The organism is Frankia sp. AiPa1, from assembly GCF_023243075.1.
Taxonomy (GTDB): domain Bacteria; phylum Actinomycetota; class Actinomycetes; order Frankiales; family Frankiaceae; genus Frankia.
The window spans coordinates 1-25,233 of record NZ_JALKFZ020000127.1; the positions used below are offsets into that span (position 1 = coordinate 1).

At 75.1% G+C, this 25,233-nt stretch carries 2 protein-coding genes; both read right to left on the bottom strand.

The window, feature by feature from the left end; genetic code table 11:
- Positions 1 to 15,273 (bottom strand): type I polyketide synthase (locus MXD95_RS12325; protein WP_285223613.1); only part of this gene is annotated, 15,273 nt, incomplete at its 3' end.
- A 54-nt stretch (positions 15,274 to 15,327) separates the two neighbouring features.
- Positions 15,328 to 25,200, bottom strand: coding sequence for a type I polyketide synthase (locus MXD95_RS12340; protein ID WP_285223614.1), 9,873 nt, complete (start codon positions 25,198 to 25,200; stop codon positions 15,328 to 15,330).
- Between the last annotated feature and the right edge of the window lie 33 nt (positions 25,201 to 25,233).

Here is a 25,233-nt window from a genome sequence, read left to right on the forward strand (position 1 = left end):
GGCCCGGGACGCCGGCGCCGGCGCCGGCGCCGCCGGCCCACCCGCCCCGGCCACCAGCGCCCGGTACAGGGCGGGCACAGGACCCGGCACCCGGCGGACCGCGTCGACGTCGAGTCGGGCCGTGAGCAGGCTCGGCTCGTTCACCGCGAGCGCGGTGTCGAACAGGGCCAGGCCCTCCTCGTCCGACAGCGCGATGATGCCGCCGAGGGCGAGCCGGCGCAGGTCCGCGTCACCGAGTTTTCCGGTCATCCCGCCGCGGCGAGCCCACAGGCCCCAGCCCATCGACACCGCCGGGCGCCCGGCGGCCCGACGGCGCGCGGCGAAGGCGTCGAGGAAGGCGTTCGCCGCCGCGTAGTTCGCCTGCCCGGCCCCACCGAACGTGCCGGCGAGCGAGGAGGCAAGTACAAACGCCGAGAGTTCGCGGTCCGCCGTCAGCTCGTGCAGGTGCAGGACAGCGTCGACCTTCGGACGTAGGACCGGGTCGAGGCGTTCGGGGGTGAGCGCGGAGATCACCCCGTCGTCGAGCACACCCGCGGTGTGCACGACCGCCCCCAGCGGGTGGTCGGCCGGGATCGTGGCGAGCAGCGCGGCGAGTGCCCCGCGGTCGGCGACGTCGGCGGCGACCATGGTCACCTGGGCCCCCAGCGCGGCGAGTTCCGCGACCAGCTCGGTGGCTCCGGGCGCCTCGGACCCGCGCCGCCCGACGAGAAGCAGGTGCCGGACGCCGTGGGCGGTCACCAGATGGCGGGTGATCAGGCTGCCGAGAGCGCCGGTCGCACCGGTGACCAGCACGGTCGCGTCGGGATCCCAGGCGGGTGGTGGCCGGTCCCCGGCGAGGGCCACCCGGGCCAGTCGGCCCGCGAACTCCTCGCCCCGGCGCACCGCCAGTTGCGGCTCGCCCGCCGCGATCGCCGTCGTGACCGCGGCCGCGACCGCCTCGACCGAGACGGCCTGGCCGTCCAGGTCCAGCAGGACGAAACGGTCGGGATGCTCCGCCTGCGCCGAGCGCACCAGACCCCACACCGCGGCCTGGGCCAGGTCGGGCGCCGCGTCGGTGCCGTCCACGGCGACGGCACCCCGGGTGACGACGACGAGCCGGCCAGCCGGGCCGGCGCCGGCCAGCCAGGTGCGCACGAGCGCGAGTGCCCAGCGGGTGGCCGCCCGCACCGCCGCGCCGACCAGGTCCGCGGCTGCGATACCGGTGCCCGCGATACCGGTGCCGACGGTATCGGTGCCGACGGTGTCGGTGCCCACGGTGTCGGCAGGGCTGGTCCCGGCGCCGTACTGGGCGCTGGACTCATCGACGAAGGGCGCGATGACGATCTCGGGTGCGCCCATCCCCGCCCTGGAGTCGCCACCGAGCACCATGGCCAGATCGGACGCCGGCACCGCCATCACCCCGGCGGCGCGCAACCCGGCCAGGATCGCCGCCGCCGGTGGTGGTGGTGGTGGGCCGTCCGCCTGGGTGAGCAGCGTCCAGGATCCGTGGCCGGCGGACTCCGCCGCTCGGGGCAGGGGCACGACGGCGGCTGCCGGCAGGGCGGACCATCGCAGCTGGAACGGGCCGTCCTGCGTGCCCGGCGCACCGGTCAGAGCCGCCGCGGCGACGGGCCGCAGCACCAGCGACTCCACGGTGGCCACCGGGTGCCCGGTAGCGGCGGCGGCCACGACGGCCACACCCCCCGACCCGGTCGGGGTCACCTTGACCCGCAGCGCCGACGCGCCCGTGGCGTGCAGCCGCACGCCGGTCCACGAGAACGGCAGGACCCCGCCCTCGCCCGCCCGCATCGTGAAGGCGACTGTGTGCAGAGCGGCGTCGAGCAGCGCGGGGTGCAGGCGGAACGCCGCCGCCTCAGCGCGCTGGGCGTCGGGCAGGCTCACCTCGCCGAAGATCTCCGGCCCGCGCCGCCAGGCGGCCCGCAGGCCACGGAAGGCGGGACCGTAGTCAAACCCGTTCGCGGCCAGGCGCTCGTACAGGTCCCCGGTGTCCAACAGCTCCGCACCGGCCGGAGGCCAGCTCTGGAGATCGTCCGCCGCCGCGAGCTCCGCCGGCACCGCGCCGGCCGGGGACACGATGCCGGTGGCGTGCCGGGTCCAACTCCCGTCCCCGGAGTCCGCCGGGCGGGAGTGGACGGTGACCGGGCGCGCGCCGTCCGCGCCAGAACCGCCGACGGTCACCTGGACCGACACCGCCCCGTCGGCCGGGAGCACCAGCGGCGCCTGCAGCGTCAACTCGTCGACGCGGTCGCAGCGGGCCTGCTCCCCCGCCCGGATCGCGAGCTCGAGAAAGGCGGTGCCCGGCACCAGGATCGTCCCCGCAACCGCATGGTCGGCGAGCCAGGGGACCGTCCGCGCGCCGAGCTGGCCGGTGAACAGGTAGCCGTCGGACTCGGGGAGTTCGACGGCCGCGCCGAGCAGCGGATGGCCCGTGGCCGTGAAGCCGGCGGCGGGAACACCCGGCGCCGGCGGGGCGTCCAGCCAGTATCGCTGCCGGTCGAAGGCGTAGGTCGGCAGGTCGACCCGGCGGGCATCGGCACCGGCGAGCACCGCGGGCCAGTCGACGCCCACCCCGTGGACGTGCAGGGACGCGACCGCGGTCGCGAGCGCCAACGGTTCGGGCGTGTCCCGGCGCAGGGCCGGAATCCACACCGCCGCGTCCGGCGGCCGGATCTGCTCGCCCATCGCGGTCAGCACGCCGTCGGGGCCCAGCTCCAGATGGGTGCGCACGCCGATCCGGTCCAGTTCGCGCGCCCCGTCATGGAAGCGGACGGCCTGGCGGACATGCCGCACCCAGTAGTCCGGCGAGCACAGCTGCTCGGCGGTGGCGAGGCGTCCCGTGACATTCGAGACGATCGGGATCGTGGGCGGGGCGTAGTCGAGCGTGCCCGCGAGAGCACCGAACCGGGCCAGGATGGGGTCCATCCGCGCCGAGTGGAAGGCGTGCGCGACCCGCAGGCGGCGGACCCGATGGCCCTCGCCCGCCCAGCGGGCCGCCAGCTCGTCGACGGCGTCGGCATCACCGGAGATCACGGTGGTCCGGGGACCGTTGAGCGCGGCGATCCCCACCCGGTCGCCGAGGCCGCCGATCGCCGCCAGCACCACGTCCTCGGCCGTCGACACCGACAGCATCGCGCCGCCAGCGGGCAGCTCCCCCATCAGCCGGCCCCGCGCCGCGACCAGCGCGCAGGCGTCCGCCAGCGACAGCACCCCGGCGACATGGGCGGCCGCGAGTTCCCCGATCGAGTGGCCGAGCAGGACGTCCGGGACAATCCCCCAGCTGGTGAGGAGCCGGAACAGCGCGACCTCGAACGCGAACAGCGCCGGCTGGGTGTAGGCGGTGCGGTCCAGTTCCCGCGCCTGCGGGGTGCCTGCCGCGGCGAACATCACCTCGCGGGTCGAGGCACCGTCGAGATGCGGGTCGAGGTGGGCGACGACCTCGTCCAGGACGTCCGCGAACACGGTGTGGGCGTCGGCGAGCTCCCGGCCCATCCCCGCCCGCTGGCTGCCCTGCCCGGCGAACAGGAAGGCCAACCGGCCGCCGGGGCCGCGGCCCGCGAGTACACCGGCGGCCCCGGCGCCGGCCCGCCCCTGCGCGACCGCCGTGAGGCCCGCACGCAGCCGCCGCGCGTCCGGCCCGACGACGGCGGCACGATGTGGGAGTGCGCCACGCGTCGTCGCGAGCGAGAACCCGACATCGGCGGGGCGCGCCCGCGGATGCGCGTCGAGCCATGCGAGCAGCCGGGCGGCCTGCCCGGCGAGCGCCGGTTCGCCGCGCGCCGACAGCAGCCACACCACGGCCGCCGACGCCGGGGAGGCCTCGCCTGCCGCGTCGTCAGACGGCACCGCGTCGTCAGACGGCACCGCGTCGTTTGGCGGCACCGCATCGTCCGGGAGTACCTCGTCGTCCGGTGCGGATTCCAGCAGCAGGTGTGCGTTGGTGCCGCTGATCCCGAAGGACGACACCGCGGCGCGGCGGGGGCGACCGTCGGGCGCCGGCCAGCTCCGCTGTTCGGTCAGCAGCCGGACGGTGCCGGTGGACCAGTCGACGTGCGGGGTCGGCTCGTCGACGTGCAGCGTCGCGGGCAGCACACCGTGCCGCATCGCCAGCACCATCTTGATGACGCCTGCGACACCCGAGACGGCCTGGGTGTGGCCGATGTTGGACTTCAGCGCACCCAGCCAGAGCGGGCGGTCGGCCGGCCGGTCCCGCCCGTAGGTCGCGAGGATCGCCTCGGCCTCGATCGGGTCTCCGAGCGCCGTGCCGGTCCCGTGCGCCTCGACCACGTCGACGTCGCCGGCCCGCAGCCCGGCGTTGGCGAGCGCCTGACGGATCACCCGCTGCTGCGCCGGCCCGCTCGGGGCGGTCAGCCCATTGCTGGCGCCGTCGGAGTTCAACGCCGAGCCGCGGATGACCGCGAGTACCGGATGGCCGCGGCGACGGGCGTCGGCGAGCCGCTCCACGAGCAGCAGGGCGACGCCCTCCGCCCAGCCGGCCCCGTCCGCCTGGGCCGAGAAGGCCTTGCAGCGGCCGTCCGGCGACATGGCCTGCTGCCGGCTGAACTCGATGAACGTGCTCATCGTCGACATGACCGTCACCCCGCCGGCCAGCGCCAGCGAGCATTCCCCGCGGTGCAGCGCCTGCGCGGCCAGGTGCAACGCCACCAGGGCCGACGAGCAGGCGGTGTCGACCGTGACCGCCGGCCCCTCAAGACCGAAGGTATAGGCGATGCGGCCCGAGGCGACGCTGCTGGCACTGCCGGTGGCGAGGTAGCCTTCGAACCCCTCGGGGGCCCGGTCGAGGCGCATCCCATAGTCGTTGTAGCTGGATCCGATGAAGACCCCGGTGTCGGTTCCCCGCAGCGTCGCCGGGTCGATTCCGGCCCGTTCGAGGGCCTCCCACGAGGTCTCCAGCAGCAGCCGCTGCTGCGGGTCCATCGCGAGGGCCTCCCGCGGCGAGATCCCGAAGAAGCCGGGGTCGAAGTCGGCCGCGTCGTACAGGAAGCCACCGCCACGCGCGTAGTAGGTTCCCGCCACCTCGGGGTCGGGGTCGTACGAGCCGGCGACGTCCCAGCCGCGGTCGGTCGGAAAGTCGCCGATGACGTCGACGCCGTCGCGCACCAGCGACCACAGGTCCTCCGGCGAGCGGACATAGCCGGGCAGACGGCAGCTCATCGCCACGATCGCGACCAGGTCGTCGTCGGGGGCCGTCCCGGGGCCCCCGGTGTCCCTGGTTCCCCCGGCGGCGCCCGTGGCGATCGGGGACAACCCGCCGAGCAGTTCGGTTTCGAGGTGGCGCGCCAGGGCGGTCGAGGTCGGATGGTCGAAGACCAGCGTCACCGGCAGCCGCAGTCCCGTGGCGGTGGCGAGCCGGCTGCGCAGGTCGACGGCGGTCAGCGAGTCGAACCCGATGTCGCGCATCGCCCGGTCCGGGTCGATCTCGTCCGGTCCGGCGTAGCCGAGCACGGCCGCGACCTGTGTGCGTACCAGCTCGGACAGCCGCCGCTGCCGGTCGGCCTGATCCAGCCCGGCGAGCTCGTCGGCCAGCGACGAATCGGCTGCCGCGGTGACGCGCCCATCAGCCCTGGCCTCGGCTGTGGTGGCTCCGGTGGCCGCGGTGGCGGTGGGCAGTGGGCGAGCCGCGACGAGGTCGGCGACCGCCGCCGGCGTCCGTGCGGCGCTCAGGGTCGCGCCGAGGCGCTCCCAGTCGACGTCGGCCACCACCGCGAACGTGTCGCCGTGGTCGATCAGCTCACGCAGTGCCACGACCGCGAGGGACGGATCCATCGGGGGCATGCCCTGGCGGCGCAGCCGCTCGGCGAGCTCGGCGGTCAGCAGACCGCCGCCTCCCCAGGAGCCCCAGGCCACGGAGGTGGCGACCAGACCGTCGGCGCGGCGGCGCCGAGCCAGCGCGTCGAGGTAGGCGTTCGCCGCGGCGTAGCTGCCCTGCCCCGGACCGCCCAACGTGGCGGCGAAGGAGGAGAACAGCACGAAGGCGGACAGGGAAAGATCACGGGTCAGTTCGTCCAGGTTCGCCGCGGCGATCATCTTGGGCCGCAGCACCTCGGCCGCCCGCTCGGGCGTCAGACTGTCGATCACACCGTCGTCCAGGACACCGGCCGTGTGCACCACCGCCGTCAGCGGATGTTCGGCGGGCACACCGGCCAGCAGCGCGGCCAGCGACGCACGGTCCGCGACATCACAGGCGGCGACGGTGACCGCCGATCCAAGCTCGGCCAGTTCGGCGACCAGCCGCGCCGTCCGCGCCGCCCGTTCCGTCCCCACCGCACCCGACCCCCGCCGGCTGGCCAGCAACAGGTGTGGCGCACCGTCCTGGGCCAGCGATCGGGCGACCAGCCGGCCGAGGGTCCCGGTGCCACCCGTGATCAACACGGTGCCCGCCGGCTTCCAGGCACCGGCCTCGGTGACGCCGGCCCGGGGGTTGGCCCGCACCAGCCGCTTGCGGTACAGCCCGCCCGACCGCAGTGCGAGCTGGTCCTCCGCGGCCGCGGCCCCGTCGCCCCGCGGCCCGGCGCCGGACCCGGTGACCGATCCCAGCCCGGTGACCGCCGCGCGCAGCCGGGCGGCGCCGCGGGCATCAAGGGAGACGGCGTCCCCGGCCGGGGGAAGGTCGATAAGACCACCCCAACGTCCCGGATACTCCATGCTCGCGACCCCGCCGAGCCCCCAGCACAGTGCCTGCCCGGGATCGACCCGGCCGTCAGCTCGCCCGACCGACACCGCGCCTCGGGTCACGCACCACAGCGGTGCGCCGATTCCGACATCACCGAGCGCCTGGAGCAGGCCGATCGACAGCGCCAGGCCGACGGGTACCGCCGGCCCACCGGTCCCACCGGTGCCATCCGTCAGGTCGGTGCCATCCATGCGGTCGGTGCGGTCGGTGCGGTCGGTTCCGTCCGTTTCCGCGGCCAGGGCCAGCAGGGACAGCACCCCGGCCGGCGGTCGGTCGGGGTCGGCGAGGCCGGCCCGCAGGCGTTGCGCGATCGCGGCACGTGCGGTGTCGAGCGCCCTGACGGTGACGGTGAGCGGCGGCGTGCCGTCCTCGGCCGCGAAGGCGGCGACGACCCGGTCGACCAGGTCGGTGTGTTCGGTGTCCGCCGGGACGACGATCAGCCAGCCGCCGGCCGGCAACGCCGCCTGAGCCCCCTGAGCCCCCGATACCGCCGGGACGGGTGACCAGATCACGTCGTAGCGCCAGGACGAGACCGCCGACTGCTCGGCCCGGCGGCGGCGCCAGGCCGACAGCAGCCCGAGCGCCGGGCGCAGCGGTTCGACCGCGTCGGCCCCGGCGAGCTCCAGCGTCGCGGCCACGGCCGCCAGGTCCTCCTGCTCGACGGCGGTCCAGAACCGGCCGTCGACCTCGGCCTGGTCGCCGCCGGGCCGCGACGGGCCACCGGTCGGCCCGGACGCCGCCGCGTCGGCCGTGGTGTCGACCCAGTACCGCCGTTCTTGGAACGGGTAGGTCGGCAGCGCGACCGGCACCGGCGGCGATGACACCGGCGGCGCCGGGACGAGCCCGGCGAACACGGCTGGCCAGTTCGGTTCCACTCCGTGGACCTGCGCCTCGGCGAGGGAGCGGAGTAGGCGAGCCGGACCGCCGTCCGCACGGCGCAGCGTCTCGACCACCGCCGCGGCGCGGCCCGGGACCGTGTCGATGGTCTCCTGCACGCCCATCGTCAGCACCGGATGGGGGCTGATCTCGATGAAGACCTGATGCCCGGTCTCGAGCAGGGCCCGGGTCACCGGCTCGAACAACACCGGCTCCCGCAGGTTTCGCGCCCAGTACTCGCCGTCGAACGCGGCCGAGCCCAGGAGATCGCCGGTGACCGTCGAATGGATCGGGATGTCCGGCACCCGCGGTGTGATCGAATCCAACGCCCGCACCAGCCCGGCGCGGACACCGTCGACCTGCGCGCAGTGCGACGCGTAGTCGACCGGCACCCGGCGCACCCGCGCCCCGTCCGCCTCGCAGGCCGCCAGCAGCTCGGCCAGCGCGTCCGGATCACCGGAGACCACGGTGGACGACGGCCCGTTCACCGCCGCCACCGAGAGCCGTCCGTCCCAGGACGTGATCCGCTGCTCCACCTCGGCGCGCGCCAACGCCACCGACGCCATCGCGCCGAGCCCCGACAGCTCGGCGCCGACCACCCGACTGCGGACCACCACCACCTGCGCGGCGTCGCGCAGGCTCAGCGCGCCCGCGACACACGCCGCCGCGATCTCCCCCTGCGAATGCCCCACGACCGCCGCCGGCACCACCCCGAACGACCGCCATACCTCGGCCAGCGACAGCATCACCGCGAACAGCACGGGCTGCACCACGTCGACCCGGTCGAGGGACGGCGAGCCCGGTCGCGCGCGGACGGCGTCGAGCAGCGACCAGCCCGTCAGCGGATCCAGCGCCGCCGCGCACTCCCGCATCCGGGCCCGGAACACCGGGCTGGCTTCGAGCAGCTCCACCCCCATCCCGGCCCACTGGGCGCCCTGGCCGGGGAACACGAACACGATCCGAGGGTCGGCGACGGCCACGCCTCGCGCCGTGTTCGCGGCGACCTCGCCGCCGGCCAGGGCGAGCAGCGCGCGGCGGAAGTCCGCGCGGTCGGCGGCGACGACGACCGCGCGGTGCGCGAACGATGATCGGGTCGTCGCCAGTGCGTACCCGACGTCGCGCACGCCGTCGTCCGGCCGGGCGTCGACATGCGCCAGCAGACGGGTGGCCTGGGCCGCGAGGGCGGCCGGGCCGTGGGCGCTGAGTGCCCACGCGACCGGCACCGCGGACTCGACCCGCGATTCGGGCTCGACCCGCGATTCGGTTTCCGCCCCCGATTCGGGCTCCGCCGTTGCCCCCACCGGTACCGGGGTCGGGCCGTGCGCGGGATCCGCGGGCGCGGGATCGGCGGGCGCGGGATCGGCGGGCGCGGGATCGGCGGGCGCGGGATCGGCGGGCGCGGCGCCGGCCACAGGATCGGCCTGCTCCAGGATGGCGTGAGCGTTGGTGCCGGACAGGCCGAAGGAGGAGACCCCTGCGCGGCGCGTACGCCCCCGCCGTGGCCACGGCCGAGCCTCGGTCAGCAGCCGCACGGCGCCGGCCGACCAGTCGATGTACGGCGACGGCTGCGCCACGTGCAGGGTGCTTGGCAGCACCCCGCGGTCCAGGGCGAGCACCATCTTGATGACGCCCGCGACACCGGAGGCGGCCTGGGTGTGGCCGATGTTCGACTTCACCGAGCCCAGCAGCAGCGGCGCGTCGGCGGGGCGGTCCTGGCCGTAGGTCGCCAGCAGCGCCTCGGCCTCGATCGGGTCGCCCAGCGTCGTCCCCGTCCCGTGTGCCTCGACGACGTCGATGTCGCCGGGGGTCAGGCCAGCGCTGGCGAGTGCCTGGCGGATCACCCGCTGCTGGGCCAGCCCGTTGGGCGCGGACAGGCCGTTGCTCGCCCCGTCGGAGTTGATCGCGCTGCCGCGGATGACGGCGAGCACCGGATATCCGGCCCGGCGGGCGTCCGAGAGCCGGGCGAGCAGCAGCGTCCCCACCCCCTCACCGAGCCCCATCCCGTCGGCCTCGGCGCCGAAGGCCTTGCAGCGCCCGTCGCGGGCCAGGCCCCGCTGGCGGCTGAACTCGACGAACGACACCGGCGAGCCGATCACGGTCGCTCCGGCGGCCACGGCGAGCGAGCACTCCCGTGACCGCAGCGACCAGCAGGCCAGGTGCAGCGCCACCAGCGACGATGAGCAGGCGGTGTCCACCGTGACCGCGGGCCCCTCCAGGCCGAGGGTGTAGGCGATCCGCCCGGACAGCACGCTGGCTGAGGAGCCGGTGACGAAGTGGCCCTCGCTGCCGGCCGGGATGCGGTCCATCGACCCGCCGTAGCCCTGGTAGGCGGCACCGACGAAGACGCCACCGGCGCTGCCGCGCAGCGTCGTCGGGTCGATGCCGGCCCGCTCGACCGCCTCCCAGACGGTCGCCAGCAGCAGGCGCTGCTGGGGGTCCATCGCGGTCGCCTCCCGGGGCGAGATCCCGAAGAACGCGGCATCGAACGCTCCGGCGTCCAGCAGGAACCCGCCGTCGCGGACGTAGCTCTTGCCCGGATGGTCGGGATCGTCGTCGAACATGTCCGGGTCCCAGCCGCGGTCGGTCGGCAACGGCGAGATCGCGTCGACCCCGCCGGCCACGAGATCCCACAGGTCCTCGGGAGTCCGGACGCCGCCGGGGAAGCGGCAGCCCATCGACACGATGGCGATCGGCTCGTCCGCCAGGGTGGCGACGCCGGCCGGCGCGGGCGGGGCCGGGGCCGCGACTTCGGTAGGTTCCGCCGCCACCCGCGCACGCAGGTGGCGAACCAGCAGACGCACCGTCGGATGGTCGAAGACCAGGCTGACCGGCAGCCGCAGGCCGGTCGCCGCACTCAGCCGGTTGCGCAGGTCGACGGCGGTCAACGAGTCGAACCCGAGCTCACGCAGCGGCCGACCGGCCTCCACCGCCTCGGCGTCCGCGTAGCCGAGCACCGTGGCGGCCTGGGTCCGGACAAGATCGAGCACGGCCCGGTCGCGGGCGGACGCGGGCAGACCGGCAAGGAGCGTGCCCAGGGTCGACTCCGTACTCGCCGGGCCGGCTGCGGTGCCCAACCTGGCCGACGCGGCCGAGGTCGCGGTAGCCGAGGTCGCGGCGAGGATGCGTCGCGCCTCGGGCAGTCCGTCGAGCAGGGGGCGCGGTCCCGCGGAGGTGAACACCGGCACGAACCGGTCCCAGTCGATCTCGGCGACGACCACGTCGACGTCGTCGAGGTCGAGCACCCGCCCGAACGCCTCCAGGGCGAGCGGCGGTGGCATGAACGGAATGCCGCTGGCGCGAAGCTGGTCCTCGGCCAGCGCCGCCGCCATCCCGCCGCCGTCGGCCGGGCTCCAGATGCCCCAGGCGATCGACGTCGCGCTCAGACCCCGGGCGCGACGGCTCCGGGCGAGGCCGTCGAGGAAGGCGTTCGCCGCGGCATAACCGCCGTGGATGCCGCTGCCCCACACCGCTGAGATCGAGGAGAACAGCACGAAGGCGTCGAGGGTGTCCCGGTCGAAGATCTCGTCGAGCAGCGCGGCGCCCCTGGCCTTGGCCCGTGCGGCCTCGGCCACCTGCGCGAGCGTGGTCTCGGCCAGCGGGACCAGCACACCGCCGCCCGCGGTGTGCAGGACCGCGCGGATCGGGTCGCCGCCGGCCTCGACCCGGTCGACCAGGGCCCGCAGCGCGTCGCGGTCGGCGACGTCGCAGGCCGCGAGGGTGACCCGGCTGCCGAGAGCGGTCAGGTCGGCGACGAGCTCAGCGGCTCCTGGCGCCCGCTCACCGCGCCGGCTGGCGAGGACGAGGTGTGGCGCGCCGGCGCGGGCGAGCCAGCGGGCGACGTGCCCGCCGATCGCCCCGGTACCGCCGGTGATCAGGACGGTGCCCCGCGGCTGCCAGGTCCCCGTGGGACCCGCTGGCGGCGGGTCACCCGCGCGGACCAGGCGCCGGACGAACACGCCGTCCGCCCGAACGGCGAGCTGGTCCTCCACTCCGGCGCCCGCGAGCACGGCGCGCACCCGCCCGAGCGACCCGGCCTCGACGGCGACGGGCAGATCCAGCAGGCCACCCCAGCGCCGGGGGTGTTCGAGCGCCGCGCATCGGACCAGTCCCCACACCGCCGCCTGGGCCGGGCTCTCCGGCGGGTCACCGTCGCGCACCGCGACCGCGCCGCGGGTCAGCACCCACAGCGGCGCGTCCAGACCGATGTCGTCGAGGGCCTGGACCAGCAGGACGGTCAGAGCCAGCCCGGTGCTGATCTCCGCGTGGACCGGATGGGGGGTGTCATCACCGGCGAGCAGCGACACCACCGCCGCGGGCGGCCCGTCCCCGAGCGCCGCGCGGAGCAGGTCGGCCAGCCCCGCCCGGTCCGCCCGCGGGGCGACGCCGACCGGCACGACCGAGGCGCCGTCGTGGCCGAGGGCGTCGAGCACCGACGACACGTCGGCCGCGCGGTCGGATGTGTCGTCGGACGCCGGCACCAGCACGAGCCAGGGGCCGGTCCGCACCGCTGGACCGGACGGCGCGGGCGGGGCCGCGGGGAACGGATCCCAGCGCACGCGATAGCGCCAGGACGCCATCGTGGCCCGATCCCGGGCCGTCCTGCGCCACGCGGACAGCATGCTCAGGGCGGGGACCAGCGCCTGCGCGGGCTGCTCGGCCGGGGCACCCAGCACGGCGGCCAGCGCCGCGGGGTCCTCCCGGTCGACGGCGTCCCAGAACGCGGCGTCGGTCTCGGCGGGCCCGCTGGCTGGCTGGTCGCCGGAACGCGCCACCGCCGTGCCCGATCCGGGCGCGAGCCAGTACCGCGTTCCCCCGAAGGCGTAGGTCGGCAGCTCCACCCGCCGGACCCGCGACCCGGGGTAGAGCGCCGACCAGTCCAGCGCGACGCCATGGGCGTGGGCCTGGCCGATCGAGAGCAGGAATCGGTCCAGGCCACCCTCGTCACGGCGCAGAGACCCGATGGTGACGACGTCGCGGGCGCTGTCGCTGTCGCTGTCGCTGTCGAGCCCGCCGGCCGCCTCCGCGGTCTGTTCGATCCCCATGACCAGCACGGGATGGGGGCTGACCTCGATGAACATCTGGTGGCCGCGGTCGAGCAGCCGGCGGACGACCGGTTCGAACCGCACCGGCTGACGCAGGTTGCGAACCCAGTACTCGGCGTCCAGCGCCGCGGTGTCCACCGGTTCCCCGGTCACCGTCGAGATGAACGGCACCTCCGGCACCCGCGGAACAATCTGTTCCAACGCCACCAGCAACTCGTCCGCGATCCCCTCGACCTGTGCCGAATGCGACGCGTAGTCGACCGCGATCCGCCGCACCCGCACCCCGTCGGCCGCGCATCCGGCCAGCAGCCCGTCCAGCGCCTCCGGATCACCCGACACCACCGTCGACGACGGCCCGTTCTCCGCCGCCACCGACAGCCGCCCGCCCCACGGTGAGATCCGGCCCGCCACCTCCCCCGCGGACAGGGACACCGAGGCCATCGCGCCCTGGCCGGACAGCCGAGCTCCCAGCAGCCGGCTGCGCAGGGCCACCACCTGGGCTCCATCGGCGAGGGTGAGCGCGCCGGCCACGCAGGCGGCCGCGATCTCCCCCTGCGAATGCCCCACCACCACCGACGGCACCACCGCGAGCGACCGCCAAAGCTGCGCCAACGACACCATCACGGCCCACAGCACCGGCTGGACGACGTCGACCCGGTCCAGCGGCGGCGAACCCGCCGCCCCCCGCAGCACCTCGAACACCGACCAGTCCACATACGGCTCCAACGCCGCCGCGCACTCCCGCAGACGGGCCCGGAACACCGGGCTCGACGCCAGCAGATCCACCCCCATGCCCACCCACTGCGCGCCCTGACCCGGAAACACGAACACCGGCTTCGGATCGTCGAGCGCGGTCCCGCGGACCACCCGGTCGTCCGGTTCACCCCGGGACAGCGCCGCCAGCGCGGTCAGGAACTCCGCCCGGTTCCCCGCCACCACCGCGGCCCGGTGCTCGAACGCCGACCGGGACGTCGCCAGCGAGAAGCCGACCTCCGCCAGATCCAGCTCCACCCGGGTCGACACGTGGTCAAGCAACCGGCCCGCCTGGGCACGGACCGCGTCCGCACCGCGGCCGGACACCACCCACAGCAGCGCCGAGCCGTTTGTCGCCCCCACGGCCCCAGTCCCGGCCCCGGTCTCGGTCCCCGTCCCGGTCTCGGTCCCCGTCCCGGTCTCGGCCCCGGTCTCGGCGTCCGCAGGCGGACCGACCGCCACGCCGACGGGAGCGGCCGCGTCCGTCGTCCGGGCCAGCCCCGGCGCGCCGTCCTCCGGCTGTGAGCCGGCGGCGTCCTCGAGAATGACGTGCGCGTTCGTCCCGCTCGCCCCGAACGACGAGACCCCGGCCCGGCGGGGCTCCCCGGCGCCGGGCCAGGCGACCTCCTCGGTCAGCAGCCGCATCGCACCCGACGACCAGTCGACGTGGGGGGTCGGCTCCTCGGCGTGCAGGGTGCGGGGCAGCATCCCGTTGCGCATCGCCATCACCATCTTGACCACGCCGGTGAGACCGGACACCGCCGCGCCGTGGCCGATGTTGGACTTCACCGAACCCAGCCACAGCGGCCGGTCCGCGGTGCGGTCCTGGCCGTAGACGGCGAGCAGAGCCCTCGCCTCGATCGGGTCACCGAGGGTGGTCCCGGTGCCGTGGGCCTCCACCACGTCGACGTCGGTGCCGGTCAGTCCGGCGTTGGTGAGGGCCTGGCGCAGGACCCTCTGCTGCGACCGTCCGTTCGGCGCGGTCAGTCCGTTGCTGGCGCCGTCGGAGTTCAGCGCCGAACCGCGGATGACCGCGAGCACCTGATGGCCGTTGCGCCGGGCGTCACCGAGCCGTTCGAGCAGCACCACCGCGACACCCTCGGACCATCCGGTGCCGTTCGCCCCGGCGGCGAACGGCCGACACCGTCCGTCCGGGGACAACGCCCGCTGCCGGCTGAACTCGACGAACGCCATCGGCGTGGCCAGGACCGTGACCCCGGCGGCCAGCGCCATCGAACACTCGCCCTGGCGCAGCGACTGGCTGGCCAGATGCAGCGCCACCAGCGACGACGAGCACATCGTGTCGACGGTCAGCGCGGGCCCTTCGAGGCCGAGGGTGTAGGCGATCCGGCCCGACATCACCGCACTGGACGTCCCGAGCACGATGTGGCCCTCGAGCGAGTCCGGGACGTCGGCGGCATCGGTGCCGTAGTCGTGGTTGGTCGCCCCCACGAAGACCCCGGTCCGGGAACCCCGCATGGACAGCGGATCGATTCCGGCCCGCTCGAACGTCTCCCAGGACGTCTCCAGCAACAGGCGTTGCTGGGGGGCCATCGCCAGCGCCTCCCGCGGGCTGATCTCGAAGAACCCGGCGTCGAACCGGTCGACGTCGGACAGGAACCCGCCCTCGCGCACGTAGCTGTGCCCCAGCCGCTCCGGATCGGCGTCGTAGACGGCGTCGAGATCCCAGCCGCGGTCGACGGGAAACGTCGAGATCGCGTCCCGGCCGGCGGCCACGAGATCCCACAGCTGTTCGGGTGACCGGACACCGCCGGGCAGCCGGCAGCTCATCGCCACGATCGCGACGGGTTCACGCGCGCGGGCCTCGACGTCGGACAGGCGCCCTCGGACCTGGCGCAGATCGGCCGTCACCCGCTTGAGATAGTCACGCAGCTTGGCTTCGGCGCTCATGGAAGGTCGACTCCTCCGGCACAGCGAACGGGGCGGACGGGGCGGCGGATCACCTCAGGAGATCCCGAGCTCGTTGTCGATCAGGTCGAAGATCTCGTCGTCCGACGCCGCGTCGAGATCGTCCGGGCCGGCGTCGGTCGCCGCCTCGGCGTCCGGGCCGTCGTCCCATCGGCGCAGCAGGGTGCGCATCCGGGCCAGCACCGCGGCGCGGACCTCCGCGGGCAGCGAGGGCAGGCCGGCCGCCAGGCCGTCCAGATCACCGAGGCCGGTCAGGGGCGACCCGGTGCGCTCAGGGGCGGGGCCGGCCGGGCCGCGGAGCAGTTCGGCCAGCAGATACCGGGCCAGCTCCGCCGGGGTGGGATAGTCGAAGATCACTGTGGTGGGCAGGGGGACACCGGTGGCTTCCCTGATCCGGTTACGGAGTTCGACCACGGTCAGGGAGTCGAATCCCAGGTCCTGGAAGGGCCGGCCCGGTCGCACCGCCCCGGCACCGTCCTGGCCGAGCACGACCGCCGCCTCGGCCCGGACCAGGTCGAGGACGGCCCGTTCCCGATCGGCCCCGACCAGGTCGCCGACCCGGCGTCGCCATCGCTCGGCGTCATCCGCCGGCTCGCCGGGGGCGGGGGCGGAGGCGGGGGCGCCGTCCGTTGCCGGATGACCGCGAACCTCGGCGAGTTCGCGCAGCAGCGGCAGCCTGACCGCAGCCGGGAACGCCACGAGCAGCCGCCCCCAGTCAATGTCGGCGACGACGAGACCGCTGTGCGTGCTGGCGCCGACGACGCGTTCGAAAGCCGCGGCGGCCAGCTCCGCGGAAAGGACGCCCAGACCGGGCAGCCTCGGCCGGTCCGCCACGCCCTGGTCTGTCGCCCAGTCGCCGAAGGCCACGCTCACCGCGGCACCGCCCAGGCTGTGCCGGCGTCGGGCCAGGGCGTCGAGGTAGCCGTCCGCGGCCGCACTCACACTCTGCCCACCGCTGCCCCACAGGCCCGCGAGGGACGACACGACGATCAGCCCGGCCGCTCCCCGCGGCGCATCGCCCCCAGGCACCGCCGCATCCCTGGGCACCCCCGCATCCCCGGAGAGCACCGCATCCCCGGAGAGCACCGCGTCGAGACCGACCGCGGCGGCGATCTGAGCACCCACGGCGGCTGCGAAGACGCCCGGGTCCAGCTCCGCCACCGCCGTCCCGGCACCGCCCGCCTGCCCCGATCCGACGATGACGGTCTCAAGCCCCTCCGGCAGGGCCGCGCGCGGCGCGGCGCGGCGGACGTGGCCGCCGGTGGCACCGTCATCGGTTCCGCCGTCCTCCTGCTGGCCCCGCGCCAGGGTGCTGCGGGCCAGGGTGCTGCGGACCCCAAGGCCGGTCAGCTCGGCGCGTAGCTCACCCAGGTCGGGTGCGTCGGCCGGGACAGCGAGCGCGAGGTGTTTCACCCCCGACCCGGCCAGCGCGCGGGCCACCTGACCGCCGCGGCCGGCGGGTTCCCCGACGACCAGGGCGTCGTCCGGCGGGTTCCACCCGCGGACCGGGGCGTCGGTGCGTGCCCGCGCCCGGACCAGACGCTGCGCGAACACCCCTGCGGCCCGTACCGCCGCGCCCTCGCCCCGTTCGGCCCCCACGATCACCGTTCGGAGCCGGGAGACGGCCTGGCCGTCCGGTTCCTGGGGAAGGTCGACAAGGCCACCCCAGCGGTCGGGATGTTCCACCGCGATGACCCGGCCCAGCCCCCACACCGCCGCCTGCTCCGGTGCGACCACCACCCCGTCGGCGCCAACGCTGACCGCGCCGCTGGTCACGCACCACAGCGGGGCCGTGATGGCGGCGTCACCCAACGCCTGCGCGACGGCGACGCTGAGCGCGAGCCCCCGGGGGATCGCCGGATGGTCGGGATCGGGTTCGGTGGCCAACGCGACTAGGGACACCACCGTGGTCGGAGTCTGATCCGCCGCGGCCTGCGCCAGGCGCCGGGCCACCTCGGCCCGGTCGGCCCCGGCGAGTTCGACGATCACGATCATCGGAGCGGCGGTCCGCGGCCCGCGCAGGAGGTCGGCGATCCGGCTGGCCTCGCTGTGCCCGGCGGGTACGGCGACGATCCAGGTCCCGGTCGGCGCGGCCGGCTCGTCGATGGGCAGCGGATGCCACGTGATCTGGTAGCGCGACCGATCCAGCAGCGACTCCGCCCGCTGGCCGCGCCGCCACCTGGACAGCATCGGCAGCACCGCGCCGAGCTCCTCGCGCCGGGGGGCCGTCCGCTCCCCGAGGGTCCGCGACAGGGCGTCGAGGTCCGCGCGCTCGACCGCCGCCCAGAAACGGGCCTCCGCCGGGTCCGGCGCCGACGCGCCGGGCACCGAGGCCGCCGCGGTGCCGGCCGCCGGGACGACGGACTCGATCCAGTACCGCCGGTGCTGGAAGGCGTAGGTGGGCAGGTCGACCCGCCGCGCCGCACCGGCGAACAAGGGCGCCCAGTCCACCGGAACGCCACGCGTGAACGCCTCGGCGAGACCGGCCAGGAAACGACCGGGACCCCCGTCGTCACGCCGCAACGTCCCGAACACCACCGCTCCGGAAACCGCCGCTGCCCCGGCATCCGCCACCGCGTCGATGGTCTCCTGCACGCCGACCGTCAACACCGGGTGCGCGCTGACCTCGATGAAGGTCTCCCGCCCCGCCGCGAGCAACGCCCGGACCGTGTCCTCGAACAGCACCGGCTGGCGAAGATTGCGCACCCAATACCCGGCGTCCAACGACGCCTCCCGCACCGGCTCACCGGTCACCGTCGAGAAGAACGGCACCTCCGGCACCCGCGGCGTGATGCCCGCCAACGCCACCAGCAACTCGTCCGCGATACCGTCGACCTGCGCCGAATGCGACGCGTAGTCTACCGGAATCCTGCGGACCCGCACCCCCTGAGCCGAATACCCGGCCAGCAACTCGTCCAAGGCCGCCAGATCACCCGACACCACCGTCGAGCGCGGCCCGTTCACCGCCGCCACCGACAGGCGCCCACCCCACGGCCCGATCCGTTCCCCCACCTGTACGGACGGCAGCGCCACCGACGCCATCCCACCCCCGCCCGAGAGCCGCTCCCCCACCAGCCGGCTGCGCAGCGCCACCACCAGCGCGCCGTCGGCCAGGCTCAACGCGCCGGCCACACACGCCGCCGCGATCTCCCCCTGCGAATGCCCCACCACCGCCGACGGCACCACCCCGAACGACCGCCACAGCCGCGCCAGCGCCACCATCACCGCCCACAGCGCCGGCTGCACGACCTCCACCCGCCCCAGATCCGGCCCGCCCGCGGCGCCTCGCAGCACCTCCAGAAGCGACCACTCCACATACGGCTCCAACGCCGCCGCGCACTGCGCCAGCGAGTCCCGGAACACCGGGAACGCGGCCAGCAGCTCCACCGCCATTCCCACCCACTGCGACCCCTGACCCGGAAACACGAACACCGGTCCCGAACCGGTCAGTGGAACACCCGTCACCACACCCACGGCCGACTCACCCCGCGACAAGGCCCCCAACCCCGCCAGAAAACCCGCCCGATCCCCCGCCACCACCACCGCCCGATGCGCGAACACCGACCGTGACATCACCAAGGAAAAACCCACATCCCCCGGATCCACCTCAGGCCGCACCGACACCCACGCCGACAACCGGGCCGCCTGACTCGCCAGACCCGCCGCATCCCGCCCCGACAAAACCCACGGAAGAACCCCGATACCATCCTTGTCATCCGCCGGGGAATCCGTGCTGGCGGCACCGCTGGTGGAGACAGCGCCGGCATCCTGATTCCCTTCGAGAATCACGTGGGCGTTGGTGCCACTCATACCGAAGGACGACACGCCCGCTCGCCGGGGCCGCTGTCCCGCCGGCCACGGCACGGTCTCCGCCAGCAGGCGGATGGTGCCGGCCGACCAGTCGACGTGCGGGGTCGGCTCGTCGAGGTGCAGGGTCCGCGGCAGCGTCCCGTGTCGCATCGCCATCACGGTCTTGATCACACCGGCGAGCCCGGAGAGTCCGGCGGTGTGCCCGATGTTCGACTTGACCGACCCCACCCACAACGGCCGATCCACCGGACGGTCACGCCCGTACGTCGCCAGCAAGGCCTGCGCCTCGATCGGATCGCCCAACGTCGTGCCCGTGCCGTGCGCCTCCACCACATCGATCTCATCCGCGCCAAGACCCGCGTCCGCCAACGCCCGGGCGATCACCCGCTGCTGCGACGGGCCGTTCGGGGCCGTCAACCCGTTGCTCGCCCCGTCCGAGTTCACCGCGGTGCCGCGCACCACCGCCAGCACCGGATGACCATGACGGCGCGCGTCCGACTCCCTCTCCACCAGCAGGACGCCCACGCCTTCCGCCCACCCGGTGCCGTCCGCGGCGGCCGCGAACGGCTTGCACCGCCCGTCCGGGGCCAACCCCCGCTGCCGACTGAACTCGATGAAGGCCCGCGGGGTGGACATCACGGTCGCCCCGCCGACGACGGCCAGCGAGCACTCCCCCGACCGCAGCGCCCGCACCGCCAGATGCAACGCCACCAACGACGACGAACACGCCGTGTCCACCGTCACCGCCGGCCCCTCCAGACCGAAGGTGTAGGCAAGACGGCCGGACGCCACGCTGCCCGCGGTGCCGGTGAGCAGGTGTCCTTCCAGGCCGGCCTCGGCCGCCCCGGCCCGGGTGCCGTAGTCCTGGCCGGCCAGCCCGACGAAGGTCCCGGTCTGGCTGCCCCGCACCGTGGCCGGCTCGATCCCGGCCCGCTCGAACGCCTCCCAGGTGCTCTCGAGCAGCAGCCGCTGCTGCGGGTCCATCGCCAGCGCCTCCCGCGGCGAGATCCCGAAGAAGTCGGCGTCGAACTGGTGCGCGCCATGGAGGAATCCGCCCGTGCGCACGTACGACGTCCCCGGTGCCCGCGGATCGGGGTCGTAGAGGCTCTCGAGGTCCCAGCCGCGGTCGGCGGGAAAGTCAGAGATCGCGTCCGTGCCCGCGGCGACCAGATCCCACAGCTGCTCCGGCGAGCTGACGTCGCCCGGCAGTCGGCAGCTCATCGCCACGATCGCGACCGGCTCGTCGGCGCCCCCCGCTGCACCGGCACCCGCGCCGCCCGTCGTCGGCTGGTTCTGCGCCGGCTCCTCGGCCGGGGACGCGCCGCCGAGGGCCAGCGCGAGCACGTTGGCGGCGAGGTCGTGTGGGGTCGGGACGTCGAAGGCAATGGTCGTGGGCAGTGCCAGGCCGGTGCGGGCACACAGGCGGTTGCGCAGGTCGACCGCGGTCAGGGAGTCGAAACCCAGGTCGCGGAAGGCCCGGCCCGGATCGATCGCGGCCGGGGAGGCATGGCCCAGCACCAGGGCGGTCTCGTCCCGCACGAGCTGCAGGACCGCCGCGGGACGGTCGGGTGCGGGCAGCGCGGTGAGCTCCCGGAGGATCGATGGCCCCGCCGGGAGCACCGACCGGGCGTCGCCGGGGTCTTCGGTGCGCCGGCCGGCCGGATCGGGGTGGCCGGCGCGGCGGTCGTCGTGCTGGCCACCCAGCCCGCGGCGCACCTCGGGCAGGTCCTCGATCAACGGACTGGGCCGCATCGCGGTGAAGGCGGGCGCGAAGCGATCCCACCGCACGTCGGCGATGGCAACGCCGGCCGGCGGCCCGTTGAACACGTCCGCCAGTGCCGTGATCGCGGCGTCCGGGGGCATCTGCGGCAGACCTCGGCGGCGCAGGTCGTCGGCGCGGGACGCACCGGCCGCCGCCAGCATCCCCCCGCCGGCCCAGGGGCCCCAAGCCACGGAACTCGCCCGCCCACCATGATCCCGCCGCCGCTGCGCGAGCGCGTCCAGGAAGGCGTTCGCGGCCGCGTAGGCGCCCTGGCCACCGCTGCCCCACAAGCCGGCGACCGACGAGAACGAGACGTTGACCTCAAGAGCGTCGTGATCGAGCAATGCGTCGAGATGGGTCGCGCCGGCGATCTTCGCGGCGGTCACCTCGGCCAGCTCGGCCGGGCTGAGCTCGGCGATCGCCGTGGTGCGCTCGACGCCCGCGGCATGCACCACGGCGCTCGGGGTGTCTCCCTGCGCCGCCAGCGTCTCCAGGAGGTTCGCCACGGCGGCGCGGTCGGCCACGTCGCAGGCGGCGACCGTGACCCGGGCGCCGAGTCCGGTGAGCTCGGCCACCAGCGCGGCCGCGCCGGGCGCCGCCGATCCCCGCCGACCGGTCAGGACGAGATGCCCCGCCCCCGCCCCGGCGAGCCAGCGGGCGGTATGCGCGCCCAGAGCGCCCAACCCGCCGGTCACGAGGACCGTTCCGGATGGCGTCCACGCCGGTCGGGGCACACCGGGCCGCCGGCCGATCTCCGGGGCGGGCGCGACGCGCCGGGCGAACACCCCGGCAGGCCGGATGGCCAGCTGATCCTCGACCCCGAACCCGCCCGCGAGCACCGTCGCCAGCACCCGGTAGATCTCCGCCTCGGACCCGGGGCTGACCTCGGACCCGGAACCAGCCTCGGGTCCGGGGCCGGCGAGGTCGATCAGTCCGCCCCAGCGACGCGGATACTCCAACGCCGCGACCCGGCCCAGACCCCACACGGCCGCGGCCACGGGGTTGGTCAGCTCCTCGTCCGGCCCGACGCTGACCGCGCCGCGGGTCACCACCCACAGCGGAGCACCGGGATCGTCGCCCAGACCGGTGCCGGGATCGGCGTCACCCAGGGCCCGCAGCAGGCCCAGCGCCGCGAGCAGGGCGTCAGGCGCCGCCACACCGGCCACCCGGTCGTCGGCGACGTCTCCCGGGACGGCGACGTCACCCGGGACGTCGGTTGCGAGCAGCGCGAGAATCCCGTCGACGCGGTGCCCGTGGGGCAGCGCGTCCCGCAGCGCCCGGGTCCAGCCGGAGGGGTCCTCGCCCAGGCTGGCCGGATCCCAGGTGAGTTCGACGATCTCCACGCCCGCGGCGGCGAGCATCCGCGCGCTCGCCAGGCGCGGGCCATCGTCCGCCTGGCGGGGCGTGGTCACCAGCAGCCAGGTGCCGGTGGGCGAGGCGGCTTCGGCGGCACCGAGCGGCTTCCACTCGACCTGGTAGCGCCACGACCGCGACCGGCCGGCGGCCGGTTCCGGAGGCGCCAGCCAGTAACGCCGACGGGTGAAGGCATAGGTCGGGAGCTCGACGGGGCGGCTCCCGGTGGCGGGCAGGACCGCCGACCAGTCCACCGGAAATCCGTGCACGTGCAGGCTGGCCAGTGCGGTCAGGCAGGTCCGGCGCTCGGACTGCCCCGGACGCAGGGTCGGGACGACGACAGGCCGCCCGTCTCCGTCGGCGGGAGCGGGGGCGGCGGGCACGGCGTCGTCGAGGCAACGCCGCGTCATCGCGGTCAGCGCACCGCCGGGACCGACCTCGACGTAGGCCCGCGTCCCCGCCTCGTCCAGCCGGCGGACGCCGTCGGCGAAACGCACCGTGCCGCGGGCGTGGCGCACCCAGTAGTCGGGCGAGGTGATCTGCTCGGTGGTGTGCGGCCGGCCGGTCAGGTTGGACAGCACGGGAATGCGCGGCGGCGCGTAGGTGAGCTGCTCGGCGACCCGGCGGAACTCCGCCAGCATGGGGTCCATGTGCGGGGAGTGGAACGCGTGGCTGACCCGCAGGCGGGTGGTTCGCCGTCCCCGGGCACGCCAACGGGCAGCGAGTTCGTCGACGGTCGCCGCGTCGCCGGAGACCACGCTGGCCGCCGGGCCGTTGACGGCCGCCAGGTCCACCGGGCCCGCCAGTCCGACCAACGTCGCCAGCACCTCGCCCTCGCTCGCCTCGATGGCGACCATCGCGCCGCCGGGCGCGAGCGCCTGCATCAGCCGGCCCCGCGCGGCGACCAGCGCGCACGCGTCGGGCAGCGACAGCACGCCGGCGAGGTGGGCGGCGGCGAGCTCGCCGACCGAATGGCCCAGCAGACAGTCGGGAACGATTCCCCACGACTCGAACAGCCGGACCATCGCGACCTCGACGGCGAACAGCGCCGGCTGGGTGAAGCCGGTCTGGTCCAACGCCGCCGCGGCGGACGTCCCGGGGGCGGCGAACAGGACCTCGCGCAGGGGACGCGGCAGGCGCCGGTCGAACTGCCCGCACACCTCGTCGAGGGCGGCGGCGAAGACCGGGCTGGTCTCGCGCAGCTGCGCGCCGACGCCGAGGCGCTGGCTGCCCTGGCCCGGCAGGAGGAAGGCGACCGGGCCGGCGGGTCCCGCGATCCCGCGCACGGCATGCGGAGTCGGTTCGCCACGGGCGATCGCGGCAAGCCCGTCGAGGGCCTCGTCGCGGTCCCCGGCCAGGACGACCGCCCGGTTCCCGAGGGCTGCCCGGGTCGCCACCAGGGCATCACCCAGCTCGGCCAGGCCCAGCCGCGGCCGCTGCCCGAGATGGTCGTGCAGCCGGCCGGCCTGCGCGGCCAGCGCCTCGGCGCCCCGGCCCGACACGACCAGCGGGAACGGGCCGGCGGCGCCGGTACCGTCCCGGGTACGCGTGGCGCTCGGGACGTCCGGGGCCGCCGGTGGGTCCGTGGGATCCGGGTCGGGTGGGGCCTGCTCGAGCAGGAGGTGGGCGTTCGTCCCGCTGACTCCGAATGCCGAGATGCCAGCCCGTCGTGGATGCTCCGTCACCGGCCATGGCGTGGGTTCGGTCAGCACCCGAACGGCGCCGACCGTCCAGTCGACCCGGCTGGACGGAGCGCTCACGTGCAGGGTGCGGGGCAGGAGGCCGGCCCGCATCGCCAGCACCATCTTGATCACACCGCCGACGCCGGCGGCGGCCTGGGTGTGGCCGATGTTCGACTTCAACGACCCGATGAGCAGGGGACTGCCGGCCGGCCGATCCTGCCCGTAGGTCGCCAGCAGCGCCTGGGCCTCGATCGGGTCGCCCAGCACGGTCCCGGTGCCATGGGCCTCCACCGCGTCGATCTCTCCTGGTCCGAGCCCGGCCCCCGCCAGCGCCCGGCGGATCACCCGTTGCTGGGACGGGCCGTTCGGTGCGGTCAGGCCGTTGCTGGCACCGTCGGAATTCACCGCACTGCCGCGGATGACGGCCAGGACCCGGTGGCCGAGCCGGCGCGCGTCGCGGAGTCGTTCCAGGACCAGCACGCCGACGCCCTCGCCCCAGCCAGTGCCGTCGGCATCGTCGGAGAACGCCTTGCACCGGCCGTCGGGGGCGAGACCGCGCTGCCGGCTGAACTCCACGAACAGTCCGGCCGTCGACATGATCGTCACACCGCCGGCCAGAGCGGTCTGGCACTCACCGGCGCGCAACGCCTGGCAGGCCAGGTGGATCGCCACCAGGGACGCCGAGCAGGCGGTGTCGACGGTGACCGCCGGACCCTCCAGGCCCAGGACGTAGGCGAGGCGCCCCGACACGACGCTGGCCGCCCGTCCGGTCAGGAGGAAACCCTCGGCCTCGGGCGGGGTCGCCGGCAGGTTCGAGGCATAGTCCTGACCGTTCGTACCGACGAAGACCCCGGTGTCGGCGCCGCGCAGGCTCTGGGGATTCATCCCGGCGGTCTCGATCGCCTCCCAGGACGTCTCCAGCAGAAGTCGCTGCTGGGGGTCCATCGCGAGGGCTTCCCTCGGCGAGATGCCGAACAGTTCGGCGTCGAACTCGCCAGCGTCGTCAAGGAAACCGCCGGAGCGGACATAGGAGCGTCCGGGCTGGTCCGGGTCCGGGTCGTACAGCCCATCGAGGTCCCAGCCCCGGTCGGCGGGGAAGCCGGTGACGGCGTCCCGGCCGTCGACCAGCAGCCCCCACAGGTCAGCCGGAGCCCGCACCCCCCCGGGGAACCTGCACGCCATCCCGACGATCGCCACCGGCTCCCGCCCGGCGGCCTCCGCGTCGGCCAGTCGCCGCCGGGCGAGGCGTAGGTCGGCGGTCGTCCGCCGGAGATAGTCGCGGAGCCTGTCCTCGTTGTTCATGCGACGGCGCCCGATCGCGGCGAGATTGCGTGG

What these genes read in the sequence shown, in the direction of transcription:
- MXD95_RS12340 (WP_285223614.1), bottom strand. Translation starts at nt 25,200, where the DNA reads ATGAACAACGAGGACAGGCTCCGCGACTATCTCCGGCGGACGACCGCC.